The organism is Methylobacterium brachiatum (assembly GCF_900113845.1).
Classification (GTDB): Bacteria; Pseudomonadota; Alphaproteobacteria; order Rhizobiales; family Beijerinckiaceae; genus Methylobacterium; species Methylobacterium brachiatum.
This window is the reverse complement of the sequence record NZ_FOQW01000005.1, coordinates 127,344-152,661: the sequence shown is the minus strand read 5'-3', so window position 1 is coordinate 152,661 and position 25,318 is coordinate 127,344. Positions and strand designations below refer to the sequence as shown.

Sequence of the window (25,318 nt, the reverse complement as noted above, 5' to 3'; positions counted from 1 at the left end):
GCTACTGAGCCGCGGAGGGCTCTTTCTCGGACGGGCCGGGGACGATGGTGGCGCCGCCGATGATTCGCACCGGCTTCTTGTCCGGCGGCGGATCCTTCCAATCCTGCGCCGCAGGCTTGGGCGCCTCGGCCACGGCGCCCGAGGCCGGCTTGGCCGGCGCGGCATTCGCGGGGGCCGGATTCGCCTCCGGTGCCTTCTCGATCGCGGCGGACTTGGTATCCGGCTTCGCGGCATCCGCCGGATCGGCCTTGGCCGCCTCGGCGGGTGCGATCTTGGGTGCCGGCGCCTCGGGCGTCGTGCGCAGCGCGGGCTTTGCCTCCGGCTGGCGACCGGGCTGCGCCGCCCGGGCGACCTTGCGCGGCGCATCCGGGCGCGCACGGCCGTCGGGATTGAGCCCATCGGGATTGGCATCCGGGCGCAGGGCCTCGGGATTGGCGCGGCGCAGCGGCCGGGCGGCCGGGGGCGGGACATCCTCGGGCGTGGCCGGCCGCAGGACACGGCGCGGCGCGGCGTCCTCCTCGGTCCAGCCGAAGCCGGGGGCGGGCCGCTCGAGACGGGCATAGCTCTCCGGTGCGCCGAGCCGCTGCCGCCCGACGATCGCGCCCGCGGCGGGATCGACGAACAGCCGCATCGGAACGCCCGTGGGGCTGACGGCGTCGACGACGTAGACGCGCCCATCGAAGCGCGGGCGGCTCACACCGCTGAACCCGCGATCGGCCAAGCGCCACGCGATCACACGGGGCGGGAGGATCTCGTCTTCGAAAGCGAATTGCGCGCTGGCGCCGTGGCAGAGAGCCAGGATCGCGCTGCCGGACACCAAGGCTGCACAGAGGGCACGCGACGTTGCGCGCCGGGCGCGGCTGGCCAGTCTGTTCTCGCTCATCACTCTGGTGCGTTCCCGTCTTGGAGACCCGGCAGAGTAACCGGTTCCGGCATGGTCCGGGCCGGTGTGCCCAGACCTCGACCATGCCGGCGAGGTCGTTGCCCCGCATGCCGCTTGTGCTCGGCATGGGTCGTAGACCGCGTGATTCGGGCGAGATTGCGGAAGACACTGGTGAACAGGCGTTTAAGCCAAGTCGCCGATGCCGCGCCTACGCGCTCGCGCGGTCCCTTGCTGAAACGGTTTCAATCTGCCAATTTCGCGACTTAGGACAGTACGACTGTCCCATTGGCCGCGCATGCGAGCCGTCTCCGTCTCGCGCGCCAGCGAGAAATCCGGCAGATGGTGTCGAGCGCGCCAGCGCGCCGCTCCTGGAGCGGTCCGGGTTCTCGATGAACGGAGGTCGACGGACACGTCCCTGTGGGGACCGACCGGATCGCCTGCGGCATCGGGTCGGGGCGCCGGCCGGTTGTGGCTCGCGGGCATGGAACATGCTCGCGGACGCGCCGACGGTGGGGGATCGAGGGAAGGACGAGACGAAGCATGGCCCAGCGCGGACCCGCCGAAGAGTTTGCCGCTTCCGAGTTCCAGGCTGTCGCCCCGCGCGGCGGCGCGATGCCGCTTACGGTGCGCGATCCCGCTCTGCCCAAAGCCCAGGGCGCCTACGATCCGGCCAATGAGCGCGACGCCTGCGGCGTCGGCTTCATCGCCGACATGCACGACCGCCGGACCCATGCCATCGTCCAGCAGGGCCTGAAGATCCTCGAGAATCTCGACCATCGCGGCGCGGTGGGCGCGGATCCGAAGATGGGCGACGGCTGCGGTATCCTCACCCAGATTCCGCACGGCTTCTTCGCCGACGAGTGCTCGCGGCTCGGCTTCGAGCTGCCGCCGGCCGGGCAATACGCCATCGGCCAGCTGTTCATGCCCAAGGCCGAGGAGCCCCGGGCGATCATCCAGGGCATCATCGAGGCGGCCCTGGCGGATGAGGGCCTGCCGCTGCTCGGCTGGCGCGACGTGCCGGTCGATCCGGAGGATCTCGGCGTGGCCGTGAAGGCCACAGAGCCGCATCACCGGCAGGTGTTCATCGGCCGTCCGGCCTCGGTCACCGACCAGGACACGTTCGAGCGGCGCGTCTTCGTCGCCCGCAAGGTGATCTCGAACAAGGTCTACGCCCTCGACGATCCGCGGGTGAAGGAATTCTATCCGGTCTCGGTCTCGACCCGGACCATCGTCTACAAGGGCATGGTGCTGGTCACGCAGATCGGTGACTACTTCCTCGACCTGAAGGACGAGCGGTTCGTCTCGGCGATCGCCCTGGTCCACCAGCGCTTCGCCACCAACACCTTCCCGACCTGGCGGCTGTCGCATCCCTACCGGATGGTCGCCCATAACGGCGAGATCAACACGCTGCGCGGCAACGTCAACTGGATGGCGGCGCGCCAGGCGAGCGTCGATTCGGACCTGTTCGGCAACGACATCTCGAAGCTCTGGCCGATCTCCTACGAGGGCCAGTCCGACACCGCCTGCTTCGACAACGCCCTCGAGTTCCTCGTGCAGGGCGGCTACCCGCTCGCCCACGCCATGATGATGCTGATCCCGGAGGCCTGGGCCGGCAATCCGCTCATGAGCGAGGAGCGGCGCGCCTTCTACGAGTACCACGCTGCCCTGATGGAGCCGTGGGACGGCCCGGCAGCCGTGGCCTTCACGGATGGCCGCCAGATCGGCGCCACCCTCGACCGGAACGGCCTGCGCCCGGCCCGCTACATCGTCACCGATGACGGGCTGGTCGTGCTCGCCTCCGAGATGGGCACGCTGCCGATCCCGGACGAGAAGATCGTCCAGTCCTGGCGCCTGCAGCCGGGCCGGATGCTGCTGATCGACCTGCAGAAGGGCCGGATCGTCTCCGACGAGGAGATCAAGGGCGAGCTCGCCGCCGCGCATCCCTATGCCGACTGGGTCAAGAACACCCAGATCGTGCTAGAGGATCTCAAGCCCGTCGTGGCGCGGGAGACCCGCTCCGACGTGAGCCTGCTCGATCGCCAGCAGGCCTTCGGCTACACCCAGGAAGATCTGAAGCTGCTGATGCAGCCCATGGCCGTCACCGGCCAGGAGGCGGTCGGCTCGATGGGCACGGATACGCCGCTCTCGGCGCTCTCCGAGAAGTCGAAGCTGCTCTACACCTACTTCAAGCAGAACTTCGCGCAGGTCACCAACCCGCCGATCGACCCGATCCGGGAAGAGGCGGTGATGAGCCTCGTCTCGTTCATCGGGCCGCGGCCGAACCTGCTCGACATGGAGGGCGCGTCCCGGCGCAAGCGCCTGGAGGTCCGCCAGCCGATCTTGACCAACGGCGACCTGGAGAAGATCCGCTCGATCGGCCATTTCGAGGACCGGTTCGACACCAAGACCCTGGACATGACCTACCCGGCCGAGATGGGCGCGCAGGCCATGGACGGCGCGCTCGACCGGCTCTGCGACCGGGCCGAGGCGGCGGTGCGCGGCGGCTACAACATCATCGTGCTCACCGACCGGGCGGTCGGGCCGGACCGGATCCCGATCCCGGCGCTGCTCGCCACGGCGTCCGTGCACAACTACCTGATCCGCAAGGGGCTTCGCACCTCGGTCGGGCTCGTGGTCGAATCGGGCGAGCCGCGCGAGGTGCACCATTTCGCCTGCCTGGCCGGCTACGGGGCCGAGGCGGTGAACCCCTACCTCGCCTTCGAGACGCTCCTGGCGATGAAGAACGAGTTCCCGCCGGACCTCACGGACGACGAGATCATCTACCGCTACATCAAGGCGATCGATAAGGGCCTGCTCAAGGTCATGTCCAAGATGGGCATCTCGACCTACCAGTCCTATTGCGGCGCGCAGATCTTCGACGCGGTCGGCCTGAACTCGACCTTCGTCAGCCGCGACTTCTTCGGCACGGCCACGACCATCGAGGGCGTCGGCATGGCCGAGGTCGCGGAGGAGACGGTACGCCGTCACCGCGACGCCTTCGGCGACGCGCCGATCTACCGGAACGCCCTCGATGTCGGCGGCGAATACGCCTACCGGCTGCGCGGCGAGGCCCATACCTGGACGCCCGACACGATCGCGACGCTCCAGCACTCGGTGCGCCTCAACGTGCCCGAGCGCTACCGCGAATATGCCGCGCTGGTGAACCGGCAGGAGAACCAGCTCAAGACCCTGCGCGGGCTGTTCCGGCTCAAGTCGGCGGCCGAGCTCGGCCGCGCGCCGGTGCCGCTCGATTCGGTCGAGCCGGCTGCCGAGATCGTCAAGCGCTTTGCCACGGGGGCGATGTCCTACGGGTCGATCTCGAAGGAAGCGCACGAGACGCTGGCGATCGCGCTGAATTCCTTCGGCGGACGGTCGAATTCCGGCGAAGGCGGCGAGGAGGTCGAGCGGTTCAAGCCGCTGCCGGACGGGCGCTCGCGCCGGTCCGCGATCAAGCAGATCGCCTCGGGCCGCTTCGGAGTCACGACCGAATACCTCGTGAATTCCGACATGATGCAGATCAAGGTCGCGCAGGGTGCCAAGCCCGGCGAGGGCGGTCAGCTGCCCGGCCACAAGGTCGACGCCAAGATCGCCAAGGTCCGCTACGCCACGCCGGGCGTCGGCCTGATCTCGCCGCCGCCGCACCACGACATCTACTCGATCGAGGATCTGGCCCAGCTGATCTTCGACTTGAAGAACGTGAACCCGTCGGCCGACGTGTCGGTCAAGCTCGTCTCCGAGGTCGGCGTCGGCACCGTCGCGGCGGGCGTCGCCAAGGCGCGCGCCGACCACATCACGATCTCGGGCTATGACGGCGGCACCGGCGCCGCGCCGCTGACCTCGCTGAAGCATGCGGGCGGCCCCTGGGAGACCGGCCTCGCCGAGACCCAGCAGACGCTTGTGCTCAACGGCCTGCGCGGCCGCGTCGCCCTCCAGGCCGATGGCGGCATTCGCACCGGGCGCGACGTCGTCATCGCCGCCCTGCTCGGCGCCGACCAGATGGGCTTCTCGACCGCGCCGCTGATCGCGGCCGGCTGCATCATGATGCGCAAGTGCCACCTCAACACCTGCCCGGTGGGCGTGGCCACGCAGGACCCGGTCCTGCGCAAGCGCTTCAAGGGCACGCCCGAGCATGTGGTGAACTACTTCTTCTTCGTGGCGGAGGAGGTGCGCGAGATCCTGGCCTCGCTGGGCTTCACCAAGCTCGAGGAAGCGGTCGGCCGGTCGGACGTGCTCGACAAGGTCGAGGCCATCGCCCACTGGAAGGCGCGCGGGCTCGACTTCACCAAGCTGTTCCACCGTCCGAAGGTGGCCGAAGGCATCGCCATCCGGCACGTGGAGCGGCAGCACCACCCGATCGACACGGTCCTCGACCGGCGCCTGATCGAGAAGGCCAAGCACGCCATCGAGACCGGCGAGCCGGTGGTGGTCACCGACACGATCCGGAACTCGGACCGGGCCGCGGGCGCGATGCTGTCCGGCATGGTCGCCAAGGCCCACGGCCACGAGGGGCTGCCCGACGACACCATCGTGGTGAAGCTGTCGGGCACGGCCGGTCAGAGCTTCGGCGCCTGGGTCGCGGCCGGCGTCACCATCGAGCTGACCGGCCACGGCAACGACTATGTCGGCAAGGGCCTGTCGGGCGGCAAGCTGATCATCCGGCCGAGCGACGCGCTGAAATCGCCCGCGGATCGGACCATCATGGTCGGCAACACCGTGCTCTATGGGGCGATCGCCGGCGAGTGCTACATCCGGGGCGCCGCGGGCGAGCGCTTCGCGGTGCGCAATTCCGGCGCGATCACCGTGGTCGAAGGCATGGGCGACCATGGCTGCGAGTACATGACCGGCGGCGTCGTGGTGTCGATCGGCGAGACCGGGCGCAACTTCGCCGCCGGCATGTCGGGCGGCATCGCCTACGTGCTGGACGAGGACGGCTCGTTCTCGGCCCGCTGCAACCTCTCGATGGTCGATCTCGAGCCGGTCGAGGAGGAGGACGACCTGATGCGCCGCTTCCACCAGGACGGCGATCTGGAGACCAAGGGGCGCGTCGACATCCTGGCCGACATGTCCGGCCATGACGAGGAGCGCCTGAGCCAGCTGATCACCAACCATCTCAAATATACGGGCAGCCCGCGGGCCAAGCAGATCCTCGACGACTGGGCGAGCTTCCGCACCAAGTTCGTCAAGGTGATGCCGGTGGAATACCGCCGCGCGCTGCGCGAGATGGAGATGGCGCGGATGCCGGTGGCGGCGGAGTAGAGGCGGGGGCACGATGGGCGAACCGGTGGCACGCATCCGCCTGGTCCGGACCCCGGACGGGCAGCGGCTCGACATTCCGCCCGGCTTCATGCTGGGCGGCGACGACGTGCTGCTGCGCCGGGACGGGGCGAGGCTGGTGGTCGAGCCGGTCGGACGTCCCTCGCTGCTGCGCGTCCTCGACAGCTTGGACGACCTCGACGAGGCTTGGCCGGAGATCGCGGACGCGCTGCCCGACGACGTTCACCTGTGAATGCGCTACCTGCTCGACACCAACATCCTCTCGGCGATGGTCCGGTCGCCGCGTGGCCCGGTGGCGGAACAGGTCCGACGGGTCGGGGAGACGGAAATCTACACAAGCGTCGTCGTCGCAGCGGAACTGCGGTATGGCGCTCTGCGAAAAGGGTCGGATCGGCTGACACGACAGATCGAAGCGGTGCTTGGCGCCGTCTCGATCGAACCCTGGCGAGTCCCGTACGACGCGATCTCCGCGAACCTACGTCTCGGGCTTGAGCGGGCCGGGACACCGATCGGGGCCAACGACCTGCTCATCGCAACTCAGGCTCTCGCCGATGGGAGCGTACTGGTGACGGACAACACGCGGGAATTCGCGCGGATCAGCGGTTTGGCGATCGAGAACTGGGTTCGCCCGTAATCGATCCCCCCTCCACTGCGGAGCGAGGCGACCCGATGGAAGACATAGCGGCGCGATTGGACTGACCGATGGGCAAGATCACGGGTTTCCTCGAGTTCGACCGGCAGGAGCAGAAGTACCAGCTCGCGGCCGACCGCGTTCGGCACTTCCGCGAGTTCACGCTGCCGCTGGACGAGCACGACCTGACCAAACAGGCGGCGCGCTGCATGGATTGCGGCATCCCGTTCTGCCACGGCCCGACCGGCTGCCCGGTCCACAACCAGATCCCGGACTGGAACGACCTCGTGTTCCAGTCAGATTGGGAGGAGGCGTCGCGCAACCTCCACTCCACCAACAACTTCCCCGAATTCACCGGCCGCGTCTGCCCCGCGCCCTGCGAGGAGGCGTGCACGCTCAACCTGGAGAACCAGCCGGTCGCCATCAAGACGATCGAGCAGGCGATCGCCGACCGCGCCTGGAACATGGGCTGGATCAAGCCCGAGCGGGCCGCGGTCCGCACCGGCAAGCGTGTGGCCATCGTCGGTTCTGGGCCCGCCGGCCTGGCCGCGGCCCAGCAGCTTGCCCGGGTCGGCCACGACGTCCACGTGTTCGAGCGCGAGCCGAAGGCCGGCGGCCTGCTCCGCTACGGCATCCCCGACTTCAAGATGGAGAAGCGCCACATTGACCGCCGCGTGCGGCAGATGGAGGCCGAGGGCGTCGTCTTCCACTACAACCAGAATATCGGCGTGACCAAGCCGGTGGACGAGCTGAAGGCCGAGTTCGACGCGGTGATGTTCTGCGGCGGCGCGGAGGATCCGCGCAACCCGCAGCTCCCCGGTCAGGAACTGGAGGGCGTCCACTACGCGATGCCGTATCTCGTCCAGTCGAACCGGCGCGTGGCGGCCGAGCCGATGCGCGGCAACGGCGAGGCGCCGATCCTGGCCTCAGGCAAGAACGTCGTGGTGATCGGCGGCGGCGACACGGCGTCGGACTGCGTCGGCACCGCCTTCCGCCAGGGCGCCCTGTCGGTGACCCAGCTCGACATCCGCCCCCGCCCGCCCGAGCGCGAGGACAAGCTGACGGTATGGCCGTACTGGCCGACCAAGATGCGGACCTCGTCCAGCCAAGCCGAGGGCGCGGAGCGCGAGTTCCAGGCGGCGACCCTGCGGCTCGACGGCAACAAGAAGGGCCGGCTGACCGGCGTGGTCTGCGCGCGCGTCGATGCCAAGCGTCAGCCGATCCCCGGCACCGAGTTCATCCTCCCGGCCGACCTTGTGTTCATGGCGATTGGCTTCGCCGGCTCGGTGCAGAAGGGGCTCCTCGAGCAATCCGGCATCAGCGTGAGCAAGCGCGGCAATGTCGAGGCCAACGAGGAGGATTACCGCACTTCGGACGCTAAGATCTGGAGCGCCGGCGATATGCGCCGGGGTCAGTCGCTGGTGGTCTGGGCGATCCGTGAGGGTCGTCAGGCGGCCCGCGCCATCGACGAGACCTTGATGGGTGCGAGCGTCCTGCCGCGTTAGGCGGCGCCGCGCTTCGCCGGCGCGGGTCGCGAGACCCGCGCCGATTCTGCTTCGTCAACCGGGCGGCCATCGGAAATCGTCGGCGCGGCCGGGCTGGGGCGGGGGCGCAGCACCCCGCACGAGCGTCCGCTCGACGGTGCCGAGATTGTCGCCGTCGCGCGGCCGGCCGGTGAGCAACGCCCCGCCGGGGGAGACTTCGTTCCGGCCGAGCGGCACGACCGGGCCGGCCACGGGCTTGACCGGCAGGGCCGGGACCCCGGGCGGCTCCGGCAGGCTCGGCAGCATCGCGGTGATCTGGCGATCGATCGTCGCCGTGTCGGTGGGCTGACCGGAGCCGTCGAGGCTCGGACCGGAGGTCGAGGCCGGAATCCCGGGGGTGATGGTCGCGGTGGGCGGCGGCTCGGTCAGCGCCGGGGCAGCGGTGCCCATCAGCCGCTTCAGCTCGACATCGGCAAAATGGGCGAGCTTCCGGTCGCCCGCCTTGGTGAAATGCACGCCGTCGGCGGTCCGAAGCTTGGCGATCTGACCCTCCGGATCGGGGCCGGACGCGGCGTAGCGGTCCCGGTCGTCGACGAAGCCCGGCCAGATGTCGACATAGGTCGCGCCGGCCTTCGTGACGCTGTCCCGGACGATGTCGTTGATGCTGGCGAGGTCCCGGCTCAGCGACTCGCTCTGCACCGGCGGGAGGCCGACCCAGACGAGCGGGATCTTGTGATCGGCGAACACCTTCACGAGGGCGTCCACCCGCGCGCGGTACAGGGCCTTCCAGCGATCGGTCAGCGGCTCGGCCGTCTCCTCACCCTCGCGGATCGGCTGCCGGTCGTTGGCGCCCAGCATCACGAGCCCGTAGCGGACCTTCGGGTTGCCGCGGAGGTAATCCTCGGCACTCTTCGCCCAGTCGACCACGTCCTTGCGGACGAGCCCGCTATCGCCCTTCGCGCGATCGACGATGGCGATGTCGGCATTGTCCTCGAAGACGTCGTCGAGGCCGCGGGCGAGATGGTCCGCCAGCGAATCGCCGAACACCGCGATCTGCACGTTCGGCGCGGTCTTGGCGACGGCCGGCTTCGGCGGCGTCGGGGCCCGGGCGGGCCGCTCCCGGCGCTTGATCACGGGCGGGGGGCGTTGGGCGTCGGCGGTGCCGTAATTGCTGCGCGGGCGCGGGGCCCGGTAGGTGCGCTCCGGCGCGGGAGCGACCTGCTGCGGCCGATCCTCCCACGGCCAGTAGAACTGGCGCGGCGCCTCCTGGGGCGGAGCGTAGCGGGGCTGGCGCGCGTAGGATCCGTCGTCGCGGTAATACGCGTCGCGCGGGCGACGCCGCGGCGGCGCCTCGTAATAGGTCCCGTTTCCCGGCTGCTGGTAGCTGTCGCCCCACTGCGCCTGGGCAGGCGTGCCGCCCACCAGCGCAAGACCCGCTTCGCACAGCAGGAGGCCCAGCCCGAGGAGGGCCGGACGGGTCGTGCGACGCCAGACAGCGACTTTCATGCGCATCCCGCATTCCAAACGCGACCGGATGCCGATCGGTCCACGGCACTATACGGGAGACCGTCGCGCACGTCTAAACCGGGCGCTATCGACCGGGGCCGTGTCGGTCCCGGACATGGTCGAGGAGGGCCGGCGTGGCATAGCCATCCGCCTGAAGGCCAGCGCCGATCTGGTAACGGCGCACCGCCTCGCGCAGTTTCGGCCCGGCGCGGCCATCGTTCGGGCCATCGTAGACGCCGGCCGCTGCCAAGCCGGACTGAAGCGCGCGCAGCCCCGCACCGTCGAGCCGCGGGCCCGTCGGCCAGGGCGCCGCAAGGCCCGGACCGCCGTCGAGGCGATCGGCGAGGTGCCCGACCGCCAGCGCGTAGGAATCCGAGGTGTTGTAGCCGCGGATCACCTCGAAATTACCGGTGATCAGGAAGGCCGGCGCGCCGAGACCACCGGGCAGGAACAGGCTCGCCTTGCCCTGCTCCGACAGGGGCTTGCCGTCCGCGCGCCGGACCCCGCGAGCCGCGAATTTGCCGAGGTCTCCGGTGTAGTCGGCGAGGTCGAACCCTTCGGGCAGGCGCACTTCGTAGCCCCAGGACACGGCCGGATCCCAACCGAGATCCTTGAGGTAGGCCGCGATGGATGCCAGCGAATCCGCGTCGCTCGTCCAGATATCCCGGCGGCCGTCGCCATCGAAATCGACAGCGTGCGCGAGATAGGTCGAGGGCAGGAACTGGACCTGCCCCATGGCGCCGGCCCAACTTCCGCGCATCCGGTCAGGCGTGATGTCGCCCCGCTGAAGTATGATGAGGGCGGCGAGGAGCTCGTCGCGAAACAGCGTGCCGCGATGCTTCGCCTCCGCCAGGGTCGCGAGCGCCCGGACTGTCGAGACGCTCCCAACGCTCGCGCCGAAATCCGATTCGATGCCCCAGAAGGCTAGCACCACCGAGCCCGGAACCCCGTAGCGCCGCTCGATGGCCGTGATCGTCTGCGTGAGGGCAGCCGCGCGGGCGCGCCCGCGGGTGATCCGGCCGGCCGAGACGGCGCCCACCAGATAGTCCCAGACCGGTCGGCCGAACTCGCCCTGCTGCTTCGTCCGGGCCAGGATTCCAGGATCGGGCGCCGAGATGCCCCGGAACGCCGCCGCGAAAGTTTCGGGAGACACGCCGCGGGCTTCCGCATCGGGACGCAGGGACGCGATGAATGCCTGGAATGCGCCGTCGGACGCCGCCGGCTTCGCGGCCGAGGCGAGGCCCGGGGCGAGGCATAGGGCGGCTGCGAGCAGCGCGCGGCGGGAGGGCATCGGCTCAGATCCGATTGCGCGTACTGAGTTTGTCCTCCCAGGCGAGCGCCTGGGCGACGATGGCGTCGAGGTCGTCGTGGCGGGGCTGCCAGCCGAGCCGCGACCGGATCCGCCCGGCCTCGGCCACGATCCGGGCCGGATCGCCGGGTCGGCGCGGGCACAGCCGCACCTCGAAGTCCCGCCCCGAGATCCGCTTGACCACCTCGATCACCTCCAGAACCGAGTAACCCCGGCCGTAGCCGCAGTTCAGCGTCAGGCTCTCGCCGCCCCCGCGCAGGTGGTCCAGCGCCACCCGGTGCGCCTCCGCCAGGTCCGAGACCTGGATGTAGTCGCGCAGGCACGAGCCGTCCGGCGTCGGGTAGTCCGTGCCGTAGACGTCGAGCCGCGCCCGCCGCCCGAGCGCGGCCTGGGTCGCCACCTTGATCAGGTGCGTGGCGTCCGGGGTCGACTGCCCCGAGCGCCCGGCCGGATCGGCGCCGGCGACGTTGAAGTAGCGCAGCACCACGTACGTGAAGCCGTGGGCCGCCGCCGCGTCGGCGATCATCCACTCGCTCATCAGCTTGGAGCGGCCGTAGGGGTTGATCGGGTTGAGCGGCAGGTCCTCGGGCACCGGCACCACTTCGGGCTCGCCGTAGACGGCGGCCGTCGAGGAGAAGATCACGTGGCGCACGCCCGCGCGGGTGGCGGCCTCGATCAGGGCGCGGGTCTTGACGGTGTTGGCCAGGTAGTAGCCGAGCGGGTCGGCGACCGAGGCCGGCACGACGATCCGGGCGGCGAAATGGGCGAGCGCGTCGATCCGGTGCTGCAGGATGGTCTGGGTGACCAGCGCCTGGTCGGCGACGTCGCCGACCACGAGCTTGACGCCCTCGGGCACGGCCCAGTCGAAGCCGGTGGACAGGTCGTCGAGGACCACGATCTCCTCGTGGCCCGCGTCCAGCAGCGCCAGAACCATGTGGCTGCCGATATACCCCGCCCCGCCCGTCACCAGAACCGCCATGTCGTCCGCTCCGATGCCGTCTCACGTCTGCCGCCGACGAGCCTTGCCCGATCGGGCCGCGACGGGGAAGACGTAACGGCGCGTCGTCATCGCACGTTCAAGGGCCGCGTGGGATTCCTCTTCGATAACGGCCCCATTAGGTGGTCGCAGACGGTATATTTACGGTGCTTTGGCTCATACTATCGACGTAGAGGCCTTGCGAAGCATCGCGCCAGGCTATCTCACTGCCCGAACCATTGCCCATGCCGTTCCGTTCAGTTTCCGGAGTTGCCGCTTGATGAAACCGATCCGCAAGGCTGTCCTGCCCGTGGCGGGCCTGGGCACCCGCTTCCTGCCCGCCACCAAGGCGGTCCCGAAGGAAATGCTCACGGTCGTGGACCGGCCGGTCGTCCAGCATGTCGTCGACGAGGCGCGCGAGGCGGGCATCGAGCACTTCATCTTCGTCACGGGTCGCGGCAAGGCGGTGATCGAGGATCATTTCGATATTGCGTTCGAGCTGGAGCACACCCTTCAGGAGCGCGGAAAGACCGCCGCCTACGAGGAGCTGAAGCGCGATCTCCCGAAGGCGGGCCAGACCAGCTTCACCCGCCAGCAGGCCCCCCTCGGCCTCGGCCACGCGGTCTGGTGCGCCCGCGAGATCGTCGGCGACGAGCCGTTCGCGGTGCTGCTGCCGGATATGCTGAGCCGCGGTTGCATGCAGCAGATGCTCTCCACCTACGAGCGCCACGGCGGCAACATCATCGCGGTCGAGGAGGTGGCCCCGGAGGAGACGCACCAATACGGCATCGTCAGCGTCGGCGAGACCTACGGCCAGTCCTTCGAGATCACCGGCATGGTCGAGAAGCCCAAGCAGGGCACCGCGCCGTCGAACTTCATCATCTCCGGCCGCTACATCCTTCAGCCTGAGATCTTCGGGATCCTGGAGCACGGGAAGAAGGGTGCCGGCGGCGAGATCCAGCTCACCGACGCGATGATCGACCTGATGGAAACGCAGGATTTCTTCGGCATGCACTACGAGGGCCGGACCTACGATACCGGCTCCAAGATCGGCTTCCTCACCGCCAACCTGGCCTACGCGCTGGAGCGGCCGGACTTGGCGGGACCGCTGAAGGCTGAGATCGCCAAGCTGCTGGAGCAGGGCTGAGCGCTTTGCGCGAAGCGCGGCGGAGGCATGCAGCCTGTGCGGAGGCCGGAGCGATTTAATCCTTGCTTCTTGTGCGCCGCACTGTAATTTGTGCATTGCGAGATCGCGATGGCGTCGCGGTCCCGTAGCCCTTCTTGGGCGTTTCCTCCCTAGACTTCGGGCCGCTCCTTCGGGAGTGGCCTTTTTTCTTTTCCGGCCTCGGCGTTGGCCGCTGTGAGCCTTATACCGGTGAGCCGGCGGCCCTACTCGGCCGCCATCCTGCTGGGTGTCAGATCGCCGAGATCGGCCGCCACGGTGGCGACGACGATCCGCAACGCCTTCGCCAAGCTCGGGAAATCCGGCGTCATCGCGAGGCTCGCCTCGTCCATGTAGAGCGCCCGGTTGACCTCGATCTGCAGGGCATGCCGTCCGAGATTCGGCTCACCGTAATGCTCGGTGATGAAGCCGCCTGCATAGGGCTTGTTGCGCACCACCCGGAATCCCTGGCTCCGGAACGCGGCCTCGAAGGCCTCGATCAGGCCAGGGGCGCAGGCCGTCCCGTACCGGTCGCCCAGGACCATGTCCGCCTTGACCTCGGCATCGCGGCCGAGACTCGAGGACGGCATCGAATGACAGTCGATCAGGACGCAGTGACCGTGGGTGCGCGCCGTACGCTGGATCAGGCTGCGCAGCACCCGATGGTAGGGCTTGTACAGGGCCTCGATCCGCGCGGTGGCCTCGCCGACCGGGAGGCGACGCGCGTAGATCTCCTGACCATCCGCGACCACCCGCGGAACGGTGCCGAGCCCGCCCGCCACCCGCATCGAGCGCGTGTTGGCGAAGGGCGGCAGCCGACCGTCGAACATGCGCGGGTCGAGCTCGAACGGCTCGCGATTCACGTCCAGGAACGCCCGCGGAAAATTCGCCCGCAACAGGGGCGCCCCGAGCTCGACCACCGAGGCGAACAGGCGATCGACATACGCATCCTCGGACCGGCGCAGGCTCAGCGCGTCCAGACGCGAAGCCGCGATGAAATCCGAGGGGTAGACGGCGCCGGAATGGCCGGTATTGAAGACGAAGGGCAGGGTGTGCGCCGCCGGTTCGTCGACCTCGAAGGCCGGGGCAAAACCGAAGGCGTCGGGCTGTACCGTTTCGGGCGCGATCATTGGATGTGTGCAGGCCCCGGCGGTTGAGAAAACGCGGCGGACGCGCACTGTGGTATGCGAACGGTCGGCTGTCCACTCTGGTGCAGCCGGCCCACACCGCCATCCATGAGACGCGCGGCGCCGGCTGCGAACTCAGATCCTAACACCTTGTTTACCATCGCCTCCCTTTATGGGATCAACATTTCGACTCGAGGGCTCGGAAACGGCCGATGAAAATCCTGCTGGCGGAAGACGACAACGACATGCGCCGGTTCCTGGCCAAGGCGCTGCAGAACGCGGGCTACGACGTCCTGTCCTTCGACAACGGCCTCTCGGCCTATAACCGGCTGCGCGAGGAGCCGTTCGAGCTGCTGCTCACCGATATCGTGATGCCCGAGATGGACGGCATCGAGCTGGCGCGGCGCGCCACCGAACTCGACCCGGACATCAAGGTGATGTTCATCACCGGCTTCGCCGCCGTCGCGCTCAATCCGGATTCGAAGGCTCCGAAGGACGCGAAGGTCCTCTCCAAGCCGTTCCACCTGCGCGATCTCGTCAATGAGGTCGAGAAGCTGATGGCCGCCTGAGCGGCGGGCGCGTTCCGACCGGTCCGGCTGTGACCACAGGGGCATAGGTAATTCGACGGGCGCGCTCCTATATGGTGGGAGGTTCCGCGCGAGACGACGAACGCCATGCAGCCGGTCACGATCTACACCACGGCCTGGTGCCCCTATTGCTCGGCGGCCAAGAGCCTGCTGAAGGAGAAGGGCGTCGCCTTCCAGGAAATCGACGTGGAGCGCGCCCAGGGTGCGCGGGCCACGATGGTCGAGCGTGCCGGCGGGCGCACCAGCGTCCCGCAGATCTTCGTCGGCACGACCCATGTCGGCGGCTGCGACGACCTCTACGCCCTCGACCGCGCCGGCAAGCTCGATCCGCTCCTGACGGACAAGGCCGATGCCTGAGAGGCGCTTCCTTGCCGCTTGCGTGCAGATGCGCTCGGGCCGCGATCCGGGCGCCAACCGCGACGCGGCCGTGGCCGGCGTGCGCGAGGCGGCCAGCCGCGGCGCGGCCTATATCCAGACACCCGAGATGACCTCCCTGGTCGAGCGCAGCCGCGAACGCCTGTTCGAGCGCGTCACCACCGAAGATCAGGACGCGACCCTCGCCGGCCTGCGGCAGGCCGCCCGGGAGACCGGCACGGTGGTGCATATCGGCTCGATCGCCGTGCGGTCCGGCGACAAGATCGCCAACCGCGCCTACCTGATCGGCGCCGACGGCGAGATCCTGGCCTCCTACGACAAGCTCCACCTGTTCGACGTCGACCTGCCGAGCGGCGAGCGCTGGCGCGAATCCGCCACCTATACGGGCGGCGCCTGCGCGGTCGTGGCGGCCACGCCCTGGGCGATGCTCGGCCTGACGATCTGCTATGATATCCGCTTCCCGGCCCTTTACTGGGCGCTGGCTGAGGCGGGGGCCGAGATCCTCACCGCGCCGGCCTGCTTCACCCGCCAGACCGGCGAGGCGCACTGGCACATCCTCCAGCGGGCGCGGGCGATCGAGACCGGCGCCTTCGTGATCTCGGCCGCGCAGGGCGGCGTGCACGAGGATGGCCGCGAGACCTTCGGCCATTCGCTGATCGTCGATCCCTGGGGTCGCGTGCTGGCCGATGCCGGCGGGGCGGAGCCGGGGGTGATCCTGGCCGAGATCGATCTCGCTCAGGTCGCGGATGCGCGGGCGCGAATCCCGGCGCTTCAACACGGACGCGCGTTCACGGTCGAGCGCATCGGGCCCGAGGTTCGGGCCGCACAGTCAGCAAGAGAATGATCCGGTACAGTCTGGTCTGCGACGCCGACCACAACTTCGACAGCTGGTTTCCGTCCTCCGAATCCTACGATGCGCAGGCTGAGCGCGGGCTGGTGACCTGCCCGATCTGCGACAGCGCGAAGGTGACGAAGGCGCTCATGGCCCCGAGCGTGGCCCGCACCGATCGCGGGCAGGTTCCGGCACCGGTCGTGGCCCAGCCCGAGGCGGCGATGCCGATGATCGCGGAGCCCGAGCGTCAGGTCCGCGCGATGTTGCGCGCGTTGCGTGAGCAGATCGTGGCCAATTCCGAGCATGTCGGAACGCGCTTCCCGGAGGAGGCGCGCAAGATCCATTACGGCGAGGCGGAAGGCCGCCCGATCTACGGGGAGGCGAGCCCGGCCGAGGCGCGGGCCCTCATCGAGGAAGGGATCGACGTGGCGCCGATCCCGATCATGCCCGACGACCGCAACTGAGCGGGCTGCGCTCAGGGACGCGCGGCGGCGGTGCCGGCCAGCGAGGCGAGCATGAATGCAACGACGGCGTTCCATCCGGCGAGCGAGAGTCCCAGAACCCGCATCGCCGCCACCGAGCAATCGACCACCTTCGTGCTCTGAAGCTGGTTCAGGAAATCGCCGACCTGACCGGGATTGGCCCCCGTGCCGCCGCCGCAATCGCTGGGCCCCGGCCAGAAGCCCCATTCCGCGCCGGCATGGTAGACCCCGATCCCGGCCCCGTAGAGGAGCCCGAGCGCGGCAAGCCCGAGCGCCAGGCGGGCCAGCCGCTCCGGCGCGAACAACGCCGCAAGCCCGAGCGGGATCGCGGCGTAATAGGGCAGGCGCTCGGTCAGGCAGAGCTTACAGGGCGCGTATCCATACCCGTACTGGAGCACTAGGACGGCGCCCAGGATCAGCGCGGAGGCGAGGGCGAGCCAGAGGCCCGCTCTCTTGAGGCGAAGGGCCGACGCGACGTTCATGGCTACAGGATCACCTTGAACAACAGGAAGCCGAGGACGACCACGGCCACCGAGATCGCCGCGACCGCGTTGAGATGCCGGTCGAGCACGCCGCGGATCTGGACACCGTAGCGGCCGAGCAGGCCGGCGAGGATGAAGAACCTGGCCCCGCGGGTGATGACGGACAGCACCGTGAACCAGAACAGGCTGTAATGGGCAAAGCCCGACGTGATCGTGACGAGCTTGTAGGGGATCGGCGTGAGCCCTTTCAACAGGATCACCCAATGGCCGTAGCGCGCGTAGGAATCCTGGAAGGTCGCGGCCGAGTTCTGCAGACCGTAGAGGCGGATCAGCCACTCGCCGACCGAGTCGAACAGGAGCGCCCCGATCGCGTAGCCGACGAGGCCCCCGAGCACCGAGGCGACCGTGGCGATCGTCGCGTAGAGCCAGACCCGGTCGGGACGGCTCACCGCCATCGGCACCAGCATCGCGTCCGGCGGAACCGGGAAGAACGAACTCTCGGCGAAGGCCACGGCCCCGAGCACGTAGGGCGCGGAGGGCCTGCCGCTGAGCGCGAGGATCCACGCGTAGAGCCGGCGGAGCATACAACTTCCAGATTGCCAGGGAACGGCTGCCCTTTGAGCATAGGCGCCGCGGAATGACCAGATTGCTCGGCCTCGGCAAAAAACCGCGCGCGCACCCTTGGCGCAGGCGCCACACCTATGCGAAGAGCGCGACGCGCGCGGGTATGGCGGAATTGGTAGACGCGGGCGACTCAAAATCGCCAGCCGCAAGGCGTGGGGGTTCGATTCCCTCTACCCGCACCATCGTTGCAGCGATCAGAGCTCATTCCAGAAACTGAGCGCGATCACGCCCCAACAGCACCGCATCGTTCGTCGTGCTGCAGTTCTGGTGGATCCCCGTCGTCTCAGGAGATTTTGCGTCGCGGCCTGCGCACGCTGCTGCGCTGCCCATCGTCCCCTATTTCGGCTGAAGGCGCGACCACGGGGTCGGCTATCGACATGAGGCGATCTCGTGAATCAGCGCCGATGCGTCGCGATCCTGGGAGCCGGTATGGCCGGCGCAGCCGCGGCGTCGCGCATCGCCGAGGCTGGCCTGGATGTGCGCGTTTTCGACAAGGGGCGTGGCGTCGGTGGCCGGATGGCGACCCGGCGCGCGGATGGGTTGCAGTTCGACCATGGTGCGCAATTCATGCGGGCGCACGGCGACGTCTTCGTGGCGCGCCTCGCGGATTGGGAGCGGCGGGGTATCGTCGGCCCCTGGGCCAGGGCAGGACGGCGGGTCGGCATACCCGACATGACCGCGCCGGTCCGAGACCTTTTGTCCGACCTCTCCGTCGCCTCCGGTACGGCGATCACGCGGATCATCCGCGATGGGGCGTGCTGGCGGCTGGCGGACGGTGTAGGCGGCGAACACGGTCCGTTCGCCGCGGTCGCGATCACCTTCCCGGCGCCTCAGATCGCTGCGCTGCTCGCGGCATCGGGGTTTGCCCTGGCCGGGGTCGAGCGGGCGACTTACGCACCGTGCTGGTCTTTAATGGTGGCGGTCGAGCGGGCGCCTGCGGACGTGCTGATCGAGCCGAATGACGGCCCGATCGGGCTCATCGCCTCGGATTCCTCGAAGCCCGGCCGGCCGGACGGCGGCCGCCTGACCGTGCATGCCAAGCCGGATTGGTCACGCACCCATCTTGAGGCGCCCAGAGAGGCGATCGTATCGGTCTTGTCGAAGGCCGCGGATGCGTGTCTCGGATCGCCGCTCCGTGTCGGCTACGCCCAGGCGCACCGTTGGCGCTTCGCCCAAGTCGAGACCGCCCTCGGGAAGCCCTGCCTGTACGACCCCGACTTGCGGCTCGGCGCGGCCGGCGATTGGTGTCTCGGGCCGCGGATCGAGGCGGCGCATGATAGTGGTTTGGCGCTCGCCAACGCGATTCTGTCCGATCTCGGCAGGCCCGCGTGATCCCGCCTATCGCCTTCCATCCGGCCTACGAATCGAGCCTGCCGGCCGGGCATCGCTTTCCGATGCGGAAATACGGCCTGCTGGCCGAAACGCTGGTGGCCAAAGGGCTGGCGCCGCTGGGCTTCGTCACGCCGGAACTGGCGACCGCGGAGATCCTGGTCAACGCGCACGATCCGGCCTACGTCGCCGCGGTCCTCGGCGTCGCAGTGCCCCGGGACATCGAGCGGGCGATCGGCCTGCCCGTGGATGCGTCCCTGGTCCGACGGTCGCGCGCCTCGGTGGGCGGGACGCTCCTGGCGGCCCGGTTGGCGCTGGCCGAGGGGCTGGCGGGCAGCGCGGCCGGCGGCAGCCATCACGCACGGCGTCTGCAGGGCGCCGGCTTCTGCGTGCTCAACGACGTGGCTGTCGCCGCGCGAACCCTTCAGGCCGAGGGCGCGGTGCGGCGGGTTCTGGTGGTCGATTGCGATGTCCATCAGGGTGACGGCACGGCGGATTGCCTGGCGCTGTGGCCGGACCTGTTCACGCTCTCGATCCATTGCGAGAACAACTACCCGGCCCAGAAGATCGCCGGAGATCTCGATATCGGCCTGCCGGACCGGCTCGACGATGCCGGTTACTTGGAGGTGCTGCGCGCCCGCCTGCCGCCGCTCCTCGACGCCCTGGTCCCCGATCTGATCTTCTACAATGCCGGGGTCGATCCGCATCGCGACGACCGCCTCGGGCGGCTGTGCCTGAGCGATGCCGGTCTGCTTGCCCGCGACCGGTTCGTGGTGGCGCAGGCGCGCGCCCGGCTCATCCCGCTCGTGGCCGTGATCGGCGGCGGATACACCCACGATGTCGAGGCGCTCGCGCTTCGGCATGCCCTGGTCTTCGAGGCGCTGGCGGCGGAGGCCGCAGCGGCGTCCTCGCCCGGGTGAGGCGCGGATGCATCAGGTGTCCGGACATCGTTTCGGACGCGGCACCGCGAAAGGTTTTGGGAAGGGTCGGCGGCGAGGATCCGGAAGTCACGGATCGATCAAATCGCGCGCGCCGAGCGGCCTGAACAGCTTCGCCCCAGGCAGATGTGCTGACGATCCTGTGAAGCCGTTGGGATTCAGTCATGCTTGCGCGAATCTGGGAGGTGTTGAAGGCGACGATTGCGGTGGTGGCACTGATCACGGCCGCTCTCGTCTCGGCGGACAAGCTCGATCGGCGCAAGCCGCCGACCCATGCCGCTTCTGTCAGCGAGCCTGCAGCGACCGGAGCCATCACGCCCGGCGCGAGGCCTTGATCGCGCTGGCTGCCTCCCCGTCGCCAGTCCCATCGGAGCGCGCGCGCACATCGGCCGGGCACCTTTCATGCGACAGATTGGTCCGCCGGCCGGGGGATATTTCCGCGGGGTCCGGCGTTCACGCCCCACTTCGAGGCTTGGCCGTTCGGGCCATCTACGCTCTGGATAGAGGATCCGTTTCGATGAAGTCCGCTTCGTTCGCTCTGCTCGCCCTTATCGCCGGCGCGGCGCCGGCGCTGGCCGAATCCCGGGCGGACCGTGCCGCCTGCACGCCGGACGTCATGCGCCTCTGCGCATCGCAGATCCCGAATGCCACGGCGATCGCGGCCTGCCTGCGCAAGCAGCGTCCGAATCTCAGCCCAGGCTGCGGCCTGGTGATGGACCAGTCCGACCGCTCGGTCCGCACCGTCTCGAACCGGCGCTGACGGGTTGCCTCACCAGCCGTTGATGCGCGGCCAGACGGCGCCCGTCAGCGTTTGACCGGTGATGACAAGGTAGCGATCGTGCTGGGCGCCGGTGGCGCAGGCATGGTTGGGCAGGATCCGGAGACGCGCACCGACCGGAAGATCCGGCAGCGTTGCGGTCGAGCCGGGCCGCAGGGCCAGGATCCCGTGCTCCTGGTTGGCGTCCCGGACGATCAGGTCCGGATAGGGCTGGCCCGCCCCGTCGCACGCAACGCCGTAGCCCTGGTCGACCGCTTGGCGCGCCGTGCCGCGGTCGCGCGAGAGCGCCATCCAGCCCGCATCGGTGATGATCCAGCCCTTATCCCGCTGGTGACCGATCACCGTCGTCAGGACGCTGAGCGCGATGTCGTCGATCGTGCAGGAGCCGATCCCGGCCTGGAACAGGTCGCCGATCATGAACACGCCGGCGCGAACTTCGGTGATGCCGTCGAGATTGTCCGCGTAGCGCGCCGTCGGGGTCGAGCCGACGCTGACCACCGGGCAGGGCAGGCCCGCCTCGCGCAGGATCGCGGCGGCTGCCAACGCGGCCTGACGCTCGGCCTCGGCCGCCGCCTTCAGCGCCGCCGGGTCGCTGAGCCCGTAGCTGTCGCCCGCATGCAAGAGCACGCCCCGGAGCGTTGCGCCCGCGGCGAGCACCCGCCCGATCGCCACAAGCCGATCGGCGTCGCGGGGATCGACGCCGGAGCGATGCCCGTCGGCATCGACCTCGATCAGGACCGGCAGCGTATCACCGGCGCGACGGCTCCAGTTCGCCACGGCCTCGGCCTGCTCGACCGAATCCAGAACGATCGCGAGATCGGTATCCCAGCGCCGCCGGATCGCGCCCACCCGATCGAGCTTCTGCGGCGCGATCCCCACGGCATAGATCAGGTCACGGACGCCGCCTTCGGCGAAGTACTCCGCTTCCCGCAGCGTCGAGACGGTCGCCGGACCGGACGGGCTCGCCATGGCGATGCGGGCGACGTCGAGGGATTTGGCGGTCTTCAGATGCGGTCGCAGCGACACGCCCAGCCGGTCGAGATTCGCCCGCATCCCGGCGACGTTGGCCTTCAGCCTGTCCGAATCCAGGAGCAGGCAGGGCGTCTCCAGCGCCTCGAAGCCATCCGCCTGCCCGATGCGCCCGTCCGTCATCCGCCCGCTCCCGCGTTCTCCACCCGGGCGCGGTTCTAATGAGGGATCGGTGCGCCGTCACGGCGCAGACTCATCTGTTCGCGAACAGGGTGACCATCATGGACCGTCCCTCAGGCGGCAGGACGAGGCCGAAGGCGGTCTCGTCACCGTTGAGCAGGCGCTCGCGCACCCAGCGACCGTCTTCGAAATGACCCTCTTCCACCGTGACGAGTTCGACGGAGCCCGGCTGCCCGAGCTTGGGCGCGAAGAGCAGGTTGGCTGAGGCGCCGGTGACGAGATACCGGTCGGGCGCCGCGCGGGCCACGATCACCCGGCCCGAGAGATCGGGGTTCCCCTGGCCGCGCTTGCCGCCATAGACCTCCTTCACCTCGCCGAAGCGGGCCACGAAATCGACCTCGTCGAACGTTCCCGGCACGTTGGCGAGGCCGTCCTCCTCGATCGCCACACGGAGCTGGCCGGCGTCACGCAGCGGCAGCAGGAAGGGGGCGATACCGCTCAGCAGGCGGTAATCGACGGCGATCGGCTCCTCCGCCGGCCGGCCGTCCTTCAACCCGGATTCCGCGCTGAGGCCGAACCGGGCGATGCCCAGCGCGTGCGGCTGGGCCAGCGTCCAGAACGCATGGCGGGCATGGGCCATCGTCGCCCCGGTCTCCGGCACGAATAGCGGATTGCCCGGAATGTCGTAGGCGCGCGCGATCGCGATATAGGGGGCGATGTTGGTGTCGTAGTTATCGACCCCGACGACATCGATGGCGGGCGCCAGCGCGCGCCATTGCGGCAGCAGCCAGGAGACCGCACCGCCCGAGGGCGAGCTTTCCCCCGGCCGCAGAAGCCCCGGCTGCTCCCGCGGCCAGACATTGGCGTAGAGGGGAAGGGCATAGACCCGCTTCCCGGCCTCCGCGACGGCGCCGATATATTTGGCGGTGTGATAGGCCATGAAGGCCTCCGGCGCGTCGACGCCGTAACGCTCAGTCCAAGTACCAGGCTTGGCGCCCGGCATGTCGGCCGGCACGGGGCCGCGGAACAGGGCTTCCGCCGCGGGGGAATGGTCGCGGTCGGCGCCCAGCGTGCCGGCCTCGTTCTCCACCTGCACCATGATCACCGTGCGCTGGGCGCCGTCGACCTCGGCCAGATGTCCCATCAGGGCGGAGAAGGCCCGCGCGTCGGCGTCGCGGCTGGCGGTGGCGATCGGGGTCAGCACTTCGATGGGCGCGCCGGTTGCAGAGATGACCCTGGGGAATCGCCGGACATCGCGCTTCACCCAGGCCGGGGTGTAGCTCATGGTGGCATTCTTCCAGGTGCCGAACCAGAGCAGGGTGAGCCGGAGCTTCTGCGCCCGCGCCTCCGCCAGCAACCCGTCCACCACCGACCAGTCGAACTTGCCCTCTTCGGGCTCGATCACCTGCCAGCTCACCGGAACCATGACCACGTTGGCATGAAGCCGCGCGATCGCCGGGCCCAGCGCCTTCAGGTCCGCCGGAAAGCCGCTGGAATTGTTGAGCTGGATCCCGAGGGTCAGGAACGGCTTGCCGTCCACTTCCAGGGCCGGCTTGCCCGCATCGTTTGGGACGAGGCGACTGGTCTGAGCCTGCAGGCCGGGGGAGGCCACGACCGCAGCGGCCGCCAGGAGCAGGCCGAAGAGACTTCGCCTCCGCGTCCCCGGCCAAGCGGCCGACCCCGATGCGAACAGGCCGTGCGCGTTCATGCAGATCCCCCGATCGCTGCGATGAAGGCTGCCGCGTCCCGACCGACATCGACTGCCGGCTTTCCGGGGCGGTAAAGATTCGAGCCCAGCCCGAAGCCCGCTGCGCCCGCCTGCCGCCAGACCGAGACGCTGTCGGGCGTGACCCCGCCCACGGCGAGCACGCGGGCGCTGGACGGGAACACGGCCCGGTGCGCCTTGAGCGCCGCCGGGGTGGCAATGTCCGCCGGGAAGAGCTTCAGGGCGGTCGCGCCGGCCGCGAGCGCCGCGAAGGCTTCGCTCGGGGTCTGGTAGCCCGGCAGCGAGACGAGCCCGGCGGCGACGGTCGCGCGGATCACCGCGGCGTCCGTGTTCGGCGAGACGATGAGGGTGCCGCCCGCCGCCGCGACCTCCGCAACCTGCGCCGGCGTCAGCACCGTGCCGGCACCGACCAGCGCGCGACCGGCGAAACGCTCGGCGAGCGACGCGATGCTCTTGAGCGGCTCCGGCGAGTTCAGCGGCACCTCGATCAGGGTGAAGCCGGCCTCGACCAGCGCATCGCCGACGGCCGGCGCCTCGTCCGGCGTGAGCCCGCGCAGGATCGCCACCAGCGGGCAGGCCGCGAAGGCGGCCTCGAAGCGGTTGAGGATCGTCATGACCGGGAGCTCCAGATGGCGTGGATGCCGGCGGTCGTGGATCCGTCCGGCACCGCGACGGCGCGGCCGCCGGCTTCGGTGATCGCTACACCGTAGAGCGTGGCCAAGGCCCCGCCGGCGAGCAGGTAGACCGGGCGCCGGCCGAGATCGCTGCGCGTCCCGACATCCGCGCCGATCATGATGCCGCTCGCATAGGCCGCCGCATCCCAGGGCGCCAGCCGGGCGAGCAGCACGCCGGCCCGGAGCTCGAACAGGGCGGCGGCGAGGTTGCGCGATTCGCGACCGCGCCGAAGCCCGTCCCGGAAGGCGTCGGAATCCGCGACCGGGCCGTCCAGCATGCCGGCCAGGATGCCGTGCGACCGGACCAGGGCGAAGAGTTCCCCGGTCATGACGGTGGTGAAATCCGTGATTGCGCCGTCGACCGTCTCGATCCACTTGTTGTGCGTGCCCGGCTGGCAGAACAGGGCCGTGGACGGCGCGGCACCGGTGCTGATCGCGCCGAGCACCTGGACCTCCTCGCCGCGCATCACGTCCGGGCGGGGGCCGCTCCGCAGGGCGATTCCGGGGATGATCCGCACATCGGGCGCGACTTCGAGGCAGGCGGCGGCAAGATCCTGGAGGGTGGCGGGCGCATCGATATAGGGGGCCTCGCGCCAGCCCCGGGTCGAGCCGACCATCCCCGCCGCGACGACGGAGTGCACGCCGAAGCGGTCGCGCAGCGCCGCGATGGCGTCGGGATAGTCGTCCTGTGTCAGCGCGAGGACGCCGCGGTCGTCCTGGAGGCTGTCCACCACGGCGCCTCCCGCGGTCATCGCATAGGCACGCCGATTGGTGGTTCCCCAGTCCACGGCGATGTAGGCCACTTGGCCGACCATGCGCCTCCTCCCTCTCCCGAATTTGTCTGAGTTATATGGCGCTCGCGAGGCTGGTCAAGCACGGACCGACCCGCCGAACCGGAGGGGAAACCTTGGCCACGCCGGCTCCGCAATCCCCGATGCCGGCTACCAGATCAGGCGCGGCAAGCATCAGCATATCATGAGCCGGGGATTG

24 protein-coding genes and 1 tRNA gene are annotated in these 25,318 nt (G+C 69.4%); 14 read left to right on the top strand and 11 right to left on the bottom strand.

The genetic code is table 11. The features are described 5' to 3' along the window. Nucleotide 1 precedes the first annotated feature (1 nt). On the bottom strand, nt 2-883 hold the full coding sequence (locus BMZ47_RS06910; RefSeq protein WP_091860042.1) for a hypothetical protein: 882 nt from the start codon (nt 881-883) through the stop codon (nt 2-4). A gap of 540 nt (nt 884-1,423) precedes the next feature. On the opposite strand from BMZ47_RS06910, the gene gltB reads away from it, so the two are divergent. The 4 genes from gltB to BMZ47_RS06890 all read left to right on the top strand — a co-directional run bounded on the left by gltB (nt 1,424) and on the right by BMZ47_RS06890 (nt 8,293). After that, nucleotides 1,424-6,139: a glutamate synthase large subunit gene (gltB, locus tag BMZ47_RS06905; RefSeq protein WP_091860040.1), complete on the top strand. Its 4,716-nt coding sequence runs from the start codon at nt 1,424-1,426 to the stop codon at nt 6,137-6,139. Between the two features lie 25 nt (nt 6,140-6,164). Further along, nucleotides 6,165-6,389 (top strand): AbrB/MazE/SpoVT family DNA-binding domain-containing protein, encoded by a 225-nt coding sequence (locus BMZ47_RS06900; RefSeq protein WP_208601020.1) that lies wholly within the window; start codon nt 6,165-6,167, stop codon nt 6,387-6,389. Further along, on the top strand, nt 6,390-6,791 hold the full coding sequence (locus tag BMZ47_RS06895) for a type II toxin-antitoxin system VapC family toxin (protein ID WP_091860036.1): 402 nt from the start codon (nt 6,390-6,392) through the stop codon (nt 6,789-6,791). It begins immediately after the preceding gene. A 68-nt stretch (nt 6,792-6,859) separates the two neighbouring features. Then, complete coding sequence (locus BMZ47_RS06890) at nt 6,860-8,293, top strand: glutamate synthase subunit beta (RefSeq protein WP_007561741.1); 1,434 nt, start codon at nt 6,860-6,862, stop codon at nt 8,291-8,293. A gap of 54 nt (nt 8,294-8,347) precedes the next feature. Here BMZ47_RS06890 and BMZ47_RS06885 read toward each other — a convergent pair whose 3' ends face one another. The 3 genes from BMZ47_RS06885 to galE all read right to left on the bottom strand — a co-directional run bounded on the left by BMZ47_RS06885 (nt 8,348) and on the right by galE (nt 12,066). Then, nucleotides 8,348-9,784, bottom strand: a complete 1,437-nt coding sequence (locus BMZ47_RS06885) for an SGNH/GDSL hydrolase family protein (protein WP_091860034.1) — start codon at nt 9,782-9,784, stop codon at nt 8,348-8,350. A 79-nt stretch (nt 9,785-9,863) separates the two neighbouring features. Continuing rightward, nucleotides 9,864-11,069: a lytic murein transglycosylase gene (locus tag BMZ47_RS06880; RefSeq protein WP_091860032.1), complete on the bottom strand. Its 1,206-nt coding sequence runs from the start codon at nt 11,067-11,069 to the stop codon at nt 9,864-9,866. A gap of 4 nt (nt 11,070-11,073) precedes the next feature. Beyond that, nucleotides 11,074-12,066, bottom strand: a complete 993-nt coding sequence (gene galE, locus BMZ47_RS06875) for a UDP-glucose 4-epimerase GalE (RefSeq protein WP_091860030.1) — start codon at nt 12,064-12,066, stop codon at nt 11,074-11,076. 277 nt (nt 12,067-12,343) lie between these two features. On the opposite strand from galE, the gene galU reads away from it, so the two are divergent. Continuing rightward, entirely contained in the window at nt 12,344-13,210 is an 867-nt protein-coding gene (gene galU / locus BMZ47_RS06870; protein ID WP_007558888.1) for a UTP--glucose-1-phosphate uridylyltransferase GalU, read from the top strand. A 242-nt stretch (nt 13,211-13,452) separates the two neighbouring features. On the opposite strand, the gene BMZ47_RS06865 is transcribed toward galU, so the two are convergent. Further along, complete coding sequence (locus BMZ47_RS06865; protein WP_007558886.1) at nt 13,453-14,355, bottom strand: N-formylglutamate amidohydrolase; 903 nt, start codon at nt 14,353-14,355, stop codon at nt 13,453-13,455. A 209-nt stretch (nt 14,356-14,564) separates the two neighbouring features. Between BMZ47_RS06865 and cpdR the strand changes: the two genes are divergently transcribed. From cpdR to BMZ47_RS06845, 4 genes are all read left to right on the top strand, one after another. Continuing rightward, a complete protein-coding gene (gene cpdR, locus BMZ47_RS06860) occupies nt 14,565-14,921 on the top strand; it encodes a cell cycle two-component system response regulator CpdR (protein WP_007558883.1) in 357 nt (118 codons plus the stop codon). 105 nt (nt 14,922-15,026) lie between these two features. Continuing rightward, nucleotides 15,027-15,296, top strand: coding sequence for a glutaredoxin 3 (grxC, locus tag BMZ47_RS06855; RefSeq protein ID WP_007558881.1), 270 nt, complete (start codon nt 15,027-15,029; stop codon nt 15,294-15,296). Further along, on the top strand, nt 15,289-16,158 hold the full coding sequence (locus BMZ47_RS06850) for a carbon-nitrogen hydrolase family protein (protein WP_091860028.1): 870 nt from the start codon (nt 15,289-15,291) through the stop codon (nt 16,156-16,158). Before grxC ends, BMZ47_RS06850 begins: the two co-directional genes overlap by 8 nt. Beyond that, nucleotides 16,155-16,610, top strand: a complete 456-nt coding sequence (locus BMZ47_RS06845; RefSeq protein WP_091860026.1) for a DUF1178 family protein — start codon at nt 16,155-16,157, stop codon at nt 16,608-16,610. Before BMZ47_RS06850 ends, BMZ47_RS06845 begins: the two co-directional genes overlap by 4 nt. Before the next feature lie 11 nt (nt 16,611-16,621). Here BMZ47_RS06845 and BMZ47_RS06840 read toward each other — a convergent pair whose 3' ends face one another. Both BMZ47_RS06840 and BMZ47_RS06835 read right to left on the bottom strand, forming a co-directional pair. Beyond that, the gene (locus tag BMZ47_RS06840; RefSeq protein ID WP_091860024.1) at nt 16,622-17,110 is read right to left on the bottom strand and encodes a disulfide bond formation protein B; all 489 of its coding nucleotides are present in this window, start codon (nt 17,108-17,110) and stop codon (nt 16,622-16,624) included. A gap of 2 nt (nt 17,111-17,112) precedes the next feature. Next, complete coding sequence (locus BMZ47_RS06835; protein ID WP_007558873.1) at nt 17,113-17,694, bottom strand: YqaA family protein; 582 nt, start codon at nt 17,692-17,694, stop codon at nt 17,113-17,115. A 137-nt stretch (nt 17,695-17,831) separates the two neighbouring features. Here BMZ47_RS06835 and BMZ47_RS06830 point away from each other — a divergent pair. The 5 genes from BMZ47_RS06830 (at nt 17,832) to BMZ47_RS06815 (ending at nt 20,761) form a co-directional block, all read left to right on the top strand. Beyond that, nucleotides 17,832-17,916: transfer RNA gene (locus tag BMZ47_RS06830), tRNA-Leu, on the top strand. A gap of 208 nt (nt 17,917-18,124) precedes the next feature. Next, the gene (locus tag BMZ47_RS06825) at nt 18,125-19,066 is read left to right on the top strand and encodes an NAD(P)/FAD-dependent oxidoreductase (RefSeq protein WP_139220951.1); all 942 of its coding nucleotides are present in this window, start codon (nt 18,125-18,127) and stop codon (nt 19,064-19,066) included. Next, nucleotides 19,063-19,983: a histone deacetylase family protein gene (locus tag BMZ47_RS06820; protein WP_208601019.1), complete on the top strand. Its 921-nt coding sequence runs from the start codon at nt 19,063-19,065 to the stop codon at nt 19,981-19,983. Before BMZ47_RS06825 ends, BMZ47_RS06820 begins: the two co-directional genes overlap by 4 nt. Nucleotides 19,984-20,165: 182 nt before the next feature. Then, the gene (locus BMZ47_RS28435; RefSeq protein ID WP_163005920.1) at nt 20,166-20,336 is read left to right on the top strand and encodes a hypothetical protein; all 171 of its coding nucleotides are present in this window, start codon (nt 20,166-20,168) and stop codon (nt 20,334-20,336) included. 182 nt (nt 20,337-20,518) lie between these two features. After that, the gene (locus tag BMZ47_RS06815; protein WP_007558865.1) at nt 20,519-20,761 is read left to right on the top strand and encodes a hypothetical protein; all 243 of its coding nucleotides are present in this window, start codon (nt 20,519-20,521) and stop codon (nt 20,759-20,761) included. A 9-nt stretch (nt 20,762-20,770) separates the two neighbouring features. Here BMZ47_RS06815 and BMZ47_RS06810 read toward each other — a convergent pair whose 3' ends face one another. The 4 genes from BMZ47_RS06810 to BMZ47_RS06795 all read right to left on the bottom strand — a co-directional run bounded on the left by BMZ47_RS06810 (nt 20,771) and on the right by BMZ47_RS06795 (nt 25,143). Next, nucleotides 20,771-21,931 (bottom strand): alanine racemase, encoded by a 1,161-nt coding sequence (locus tag BMZ47_RS06810; RefSeq protein WP_091860018.1) that lies wholly within the window; start codon nt 21,929-21,931, stop codon nt 20,771-20,773. Nucleotides 21,932-22,001: 70 nt separating this feature from the next. Continuing rightward, complete coding sequence (locus BMZ47_RS06805) at nt 22,002-23,636, bottom strand: DUF5597 domain-containing protein (RefSeq protein ID WP_091860015.1); 1,635 nt, start codon at nt 23,634-23,636, stop codon at nt 22,002-22,004. Continuing rightward, nucleotides 23,633-24,268, bottom strand: a complete 636-nt coding sequence (locus tag BMZ47_RS06800; protein ID WP_091860013.1) for a 2-dehydro-3-deoxy-6-phosphogalactonate aldolase — start codon at nt 24,266-24,268, stop codon at nt 23,633-23,635. The genes BMZ47_RS06805 and BMZ47_RS06800 overlap by 4 nt, the downstream gene beginning before the upstream one ends. Beyond that, nucleotides 24,265-25,143 (bottom strand): 2-dehydro-3-deoxygalactonokinase, encoded by an 879-nt coding sequence (locus tag BMZ47_RS06795; protein ID WP_091860011.1) that lies wholly within the window; start codon nt 25,141-25,143, stop codon nt 24,265-24,267. Before BMZ47_RS06795 ends, BMZ47_RS06800 begins: the two co-directional genes overlap by 4 nt. Nucleotides 25,144-25,318 lie beyond the last annotated feature (175 nt).

Bases quoted from the DNA above. Each gene is read 5' to 3' on its own strand.
- BMZ47_RS06910 (WP_091860042.1), bottom strand. From the start codon at position 883: ATGAGCGAGAACAGACTGGCCAGCCGCGCCCGGCGCGCAACGTCGCGT.
- gltB (WP_091860040.1), top strand. From the start codon at position 1,424: ATGGCCCAGCGCGGACCCGCCGAAGAGTTTGCCGCTTCCGAGTTCCAG.
- BMZ47_RS06895 (WP_091860036.1), top strand. From the start codon at position 6,390: ATGCGCTACCTGCTCGACACCAACATCCTCTCGGCGATGGTCCGGTCG.
- BMZ47_RS06890 (WP_007561741.1), top strand. From the start codon at position 6,860: ATGGGCAAGATCACGGGTTTCCTCGAGTTCGACCGGCAGGAGCAGAAG.
- BMZ47_RS06885 (WP_091860034.1), bottom strand. From the start codon at position 9,784: ATGCGCATGAAAGTCGCTGTCTGGCGTCGCACGACCCGTCCGGCCCTC.
- BMZ47_RS06880 (WP_091860032.1), bottom strand. From the start codon at position 11,069: ATGCCCTCCCGCCGCGCGCTGCTCGCAGCCGCCCTATGCCTCGCCCCG.
- galE (WP_091860030.1), bottom strand. From the start codon at position 12,066: ATGGCGGTTCTGGTGACGGGCGGGGCGGGGTATATCGGCAGCCACATG.
- galU (WP_007558888.1), top strand. From the start codon at position 12,344: ATGAAACCGATCCGCAAGGCTGTCCTGCCCGTGGCGGGCCTGGGCACC.
- BMZ47_RS06865 (WP_007558886.1), bottom strand. From the start codon at position 14,355: ATGATCGCGCCCGAAACGGTACAGCCCGACGCCTTCGGTTTTGCCCCG.
- cpdR (WP_007558883.1), top strand. From the start codon at position 14,565: ATGAAAATCCTGCTGGCGGAAGACGACAACGACATGCGCCGGTTCCTG.
- grxC (WP_007558881.1), top strand. From the start codon at position 15,027: ATGCAGCCGGTCACGATCTACACCACGGCCTGGTGCCCCTATTGCTCG.
- BMZ47_RS06850 (WP_091860028.1), top strand. From the start codon at position 15,289: ATGCCTGAGAGGCGCTTCCTTGCCGCTTGCGTGCAGATGCGCTCGGGC.
- BMZ47_RS06845 (WP_091860026.1), top strand. From the start codon at position 16,155: ATGATCCGGTACAGTCTGGTCTGCGACGCCGACCACAACTTCGACAGC.
- BMZ47_RS06840 (WP_091860024.1), bottom strand. From the start codon at position 17,110: ATGAACGTCGCGTCGGCCCTTCGCCTCAAGAGAGCGGGCCTCTGGCTC.
- BMZ47_RS06835 (WP_007558873.1), bottom strand. From the start codon at position 17,694: ATGCTCCGCCGGCTCTACGCGTGGATCCTCGCGCTCAGCGGCAGGCCC.
- BMZ47_RS28435 (WP_163005920.1), top strand. From the start codon at position 20,166: ATGCTTGCGCGAATCTGGGAGGTGTTGAAGGCGACGATTGCGGTGGTG.
- BMZ47_RS06815 (WP_007558865.1), top strand. From the start codon at position 20,519: ATGAAGTCCGCTTCGTTCGCTCTGCTCGCCCTTATCGCCGGCGCGGCG.
- BMZ47_RS06810 (WP_091860018.1), bottom strand. From the start codon at position 21,931: ATGACGGACGGGCGCATCGGGCAGGCGGATGGCTTCGAGGCGCTGGAG.
- BMZ47_RS06805 (WP_091860015.1), bottom strand. From the start codon at position 23,636: ATGAACGCGCACGGCCTGTTCGCATCGGGGTCGGCCGCTTGGCCGGGG.
- BMZ47_RS06800 (WP_091860013.1), bottom strand. From the start codon at position 24,268: ATGACGATCCTCAACCGCTTCGAGGCCGCCTTCGCGGCCTGCCCGCTG.
- BMZ47_RS06795 (WP_091860011.1), bottom strand. From the start codon at position 25,143: ATGGTCGGCCAAGTGGCCTACATCGCCGTGGACTGGGGAACCACCAAT.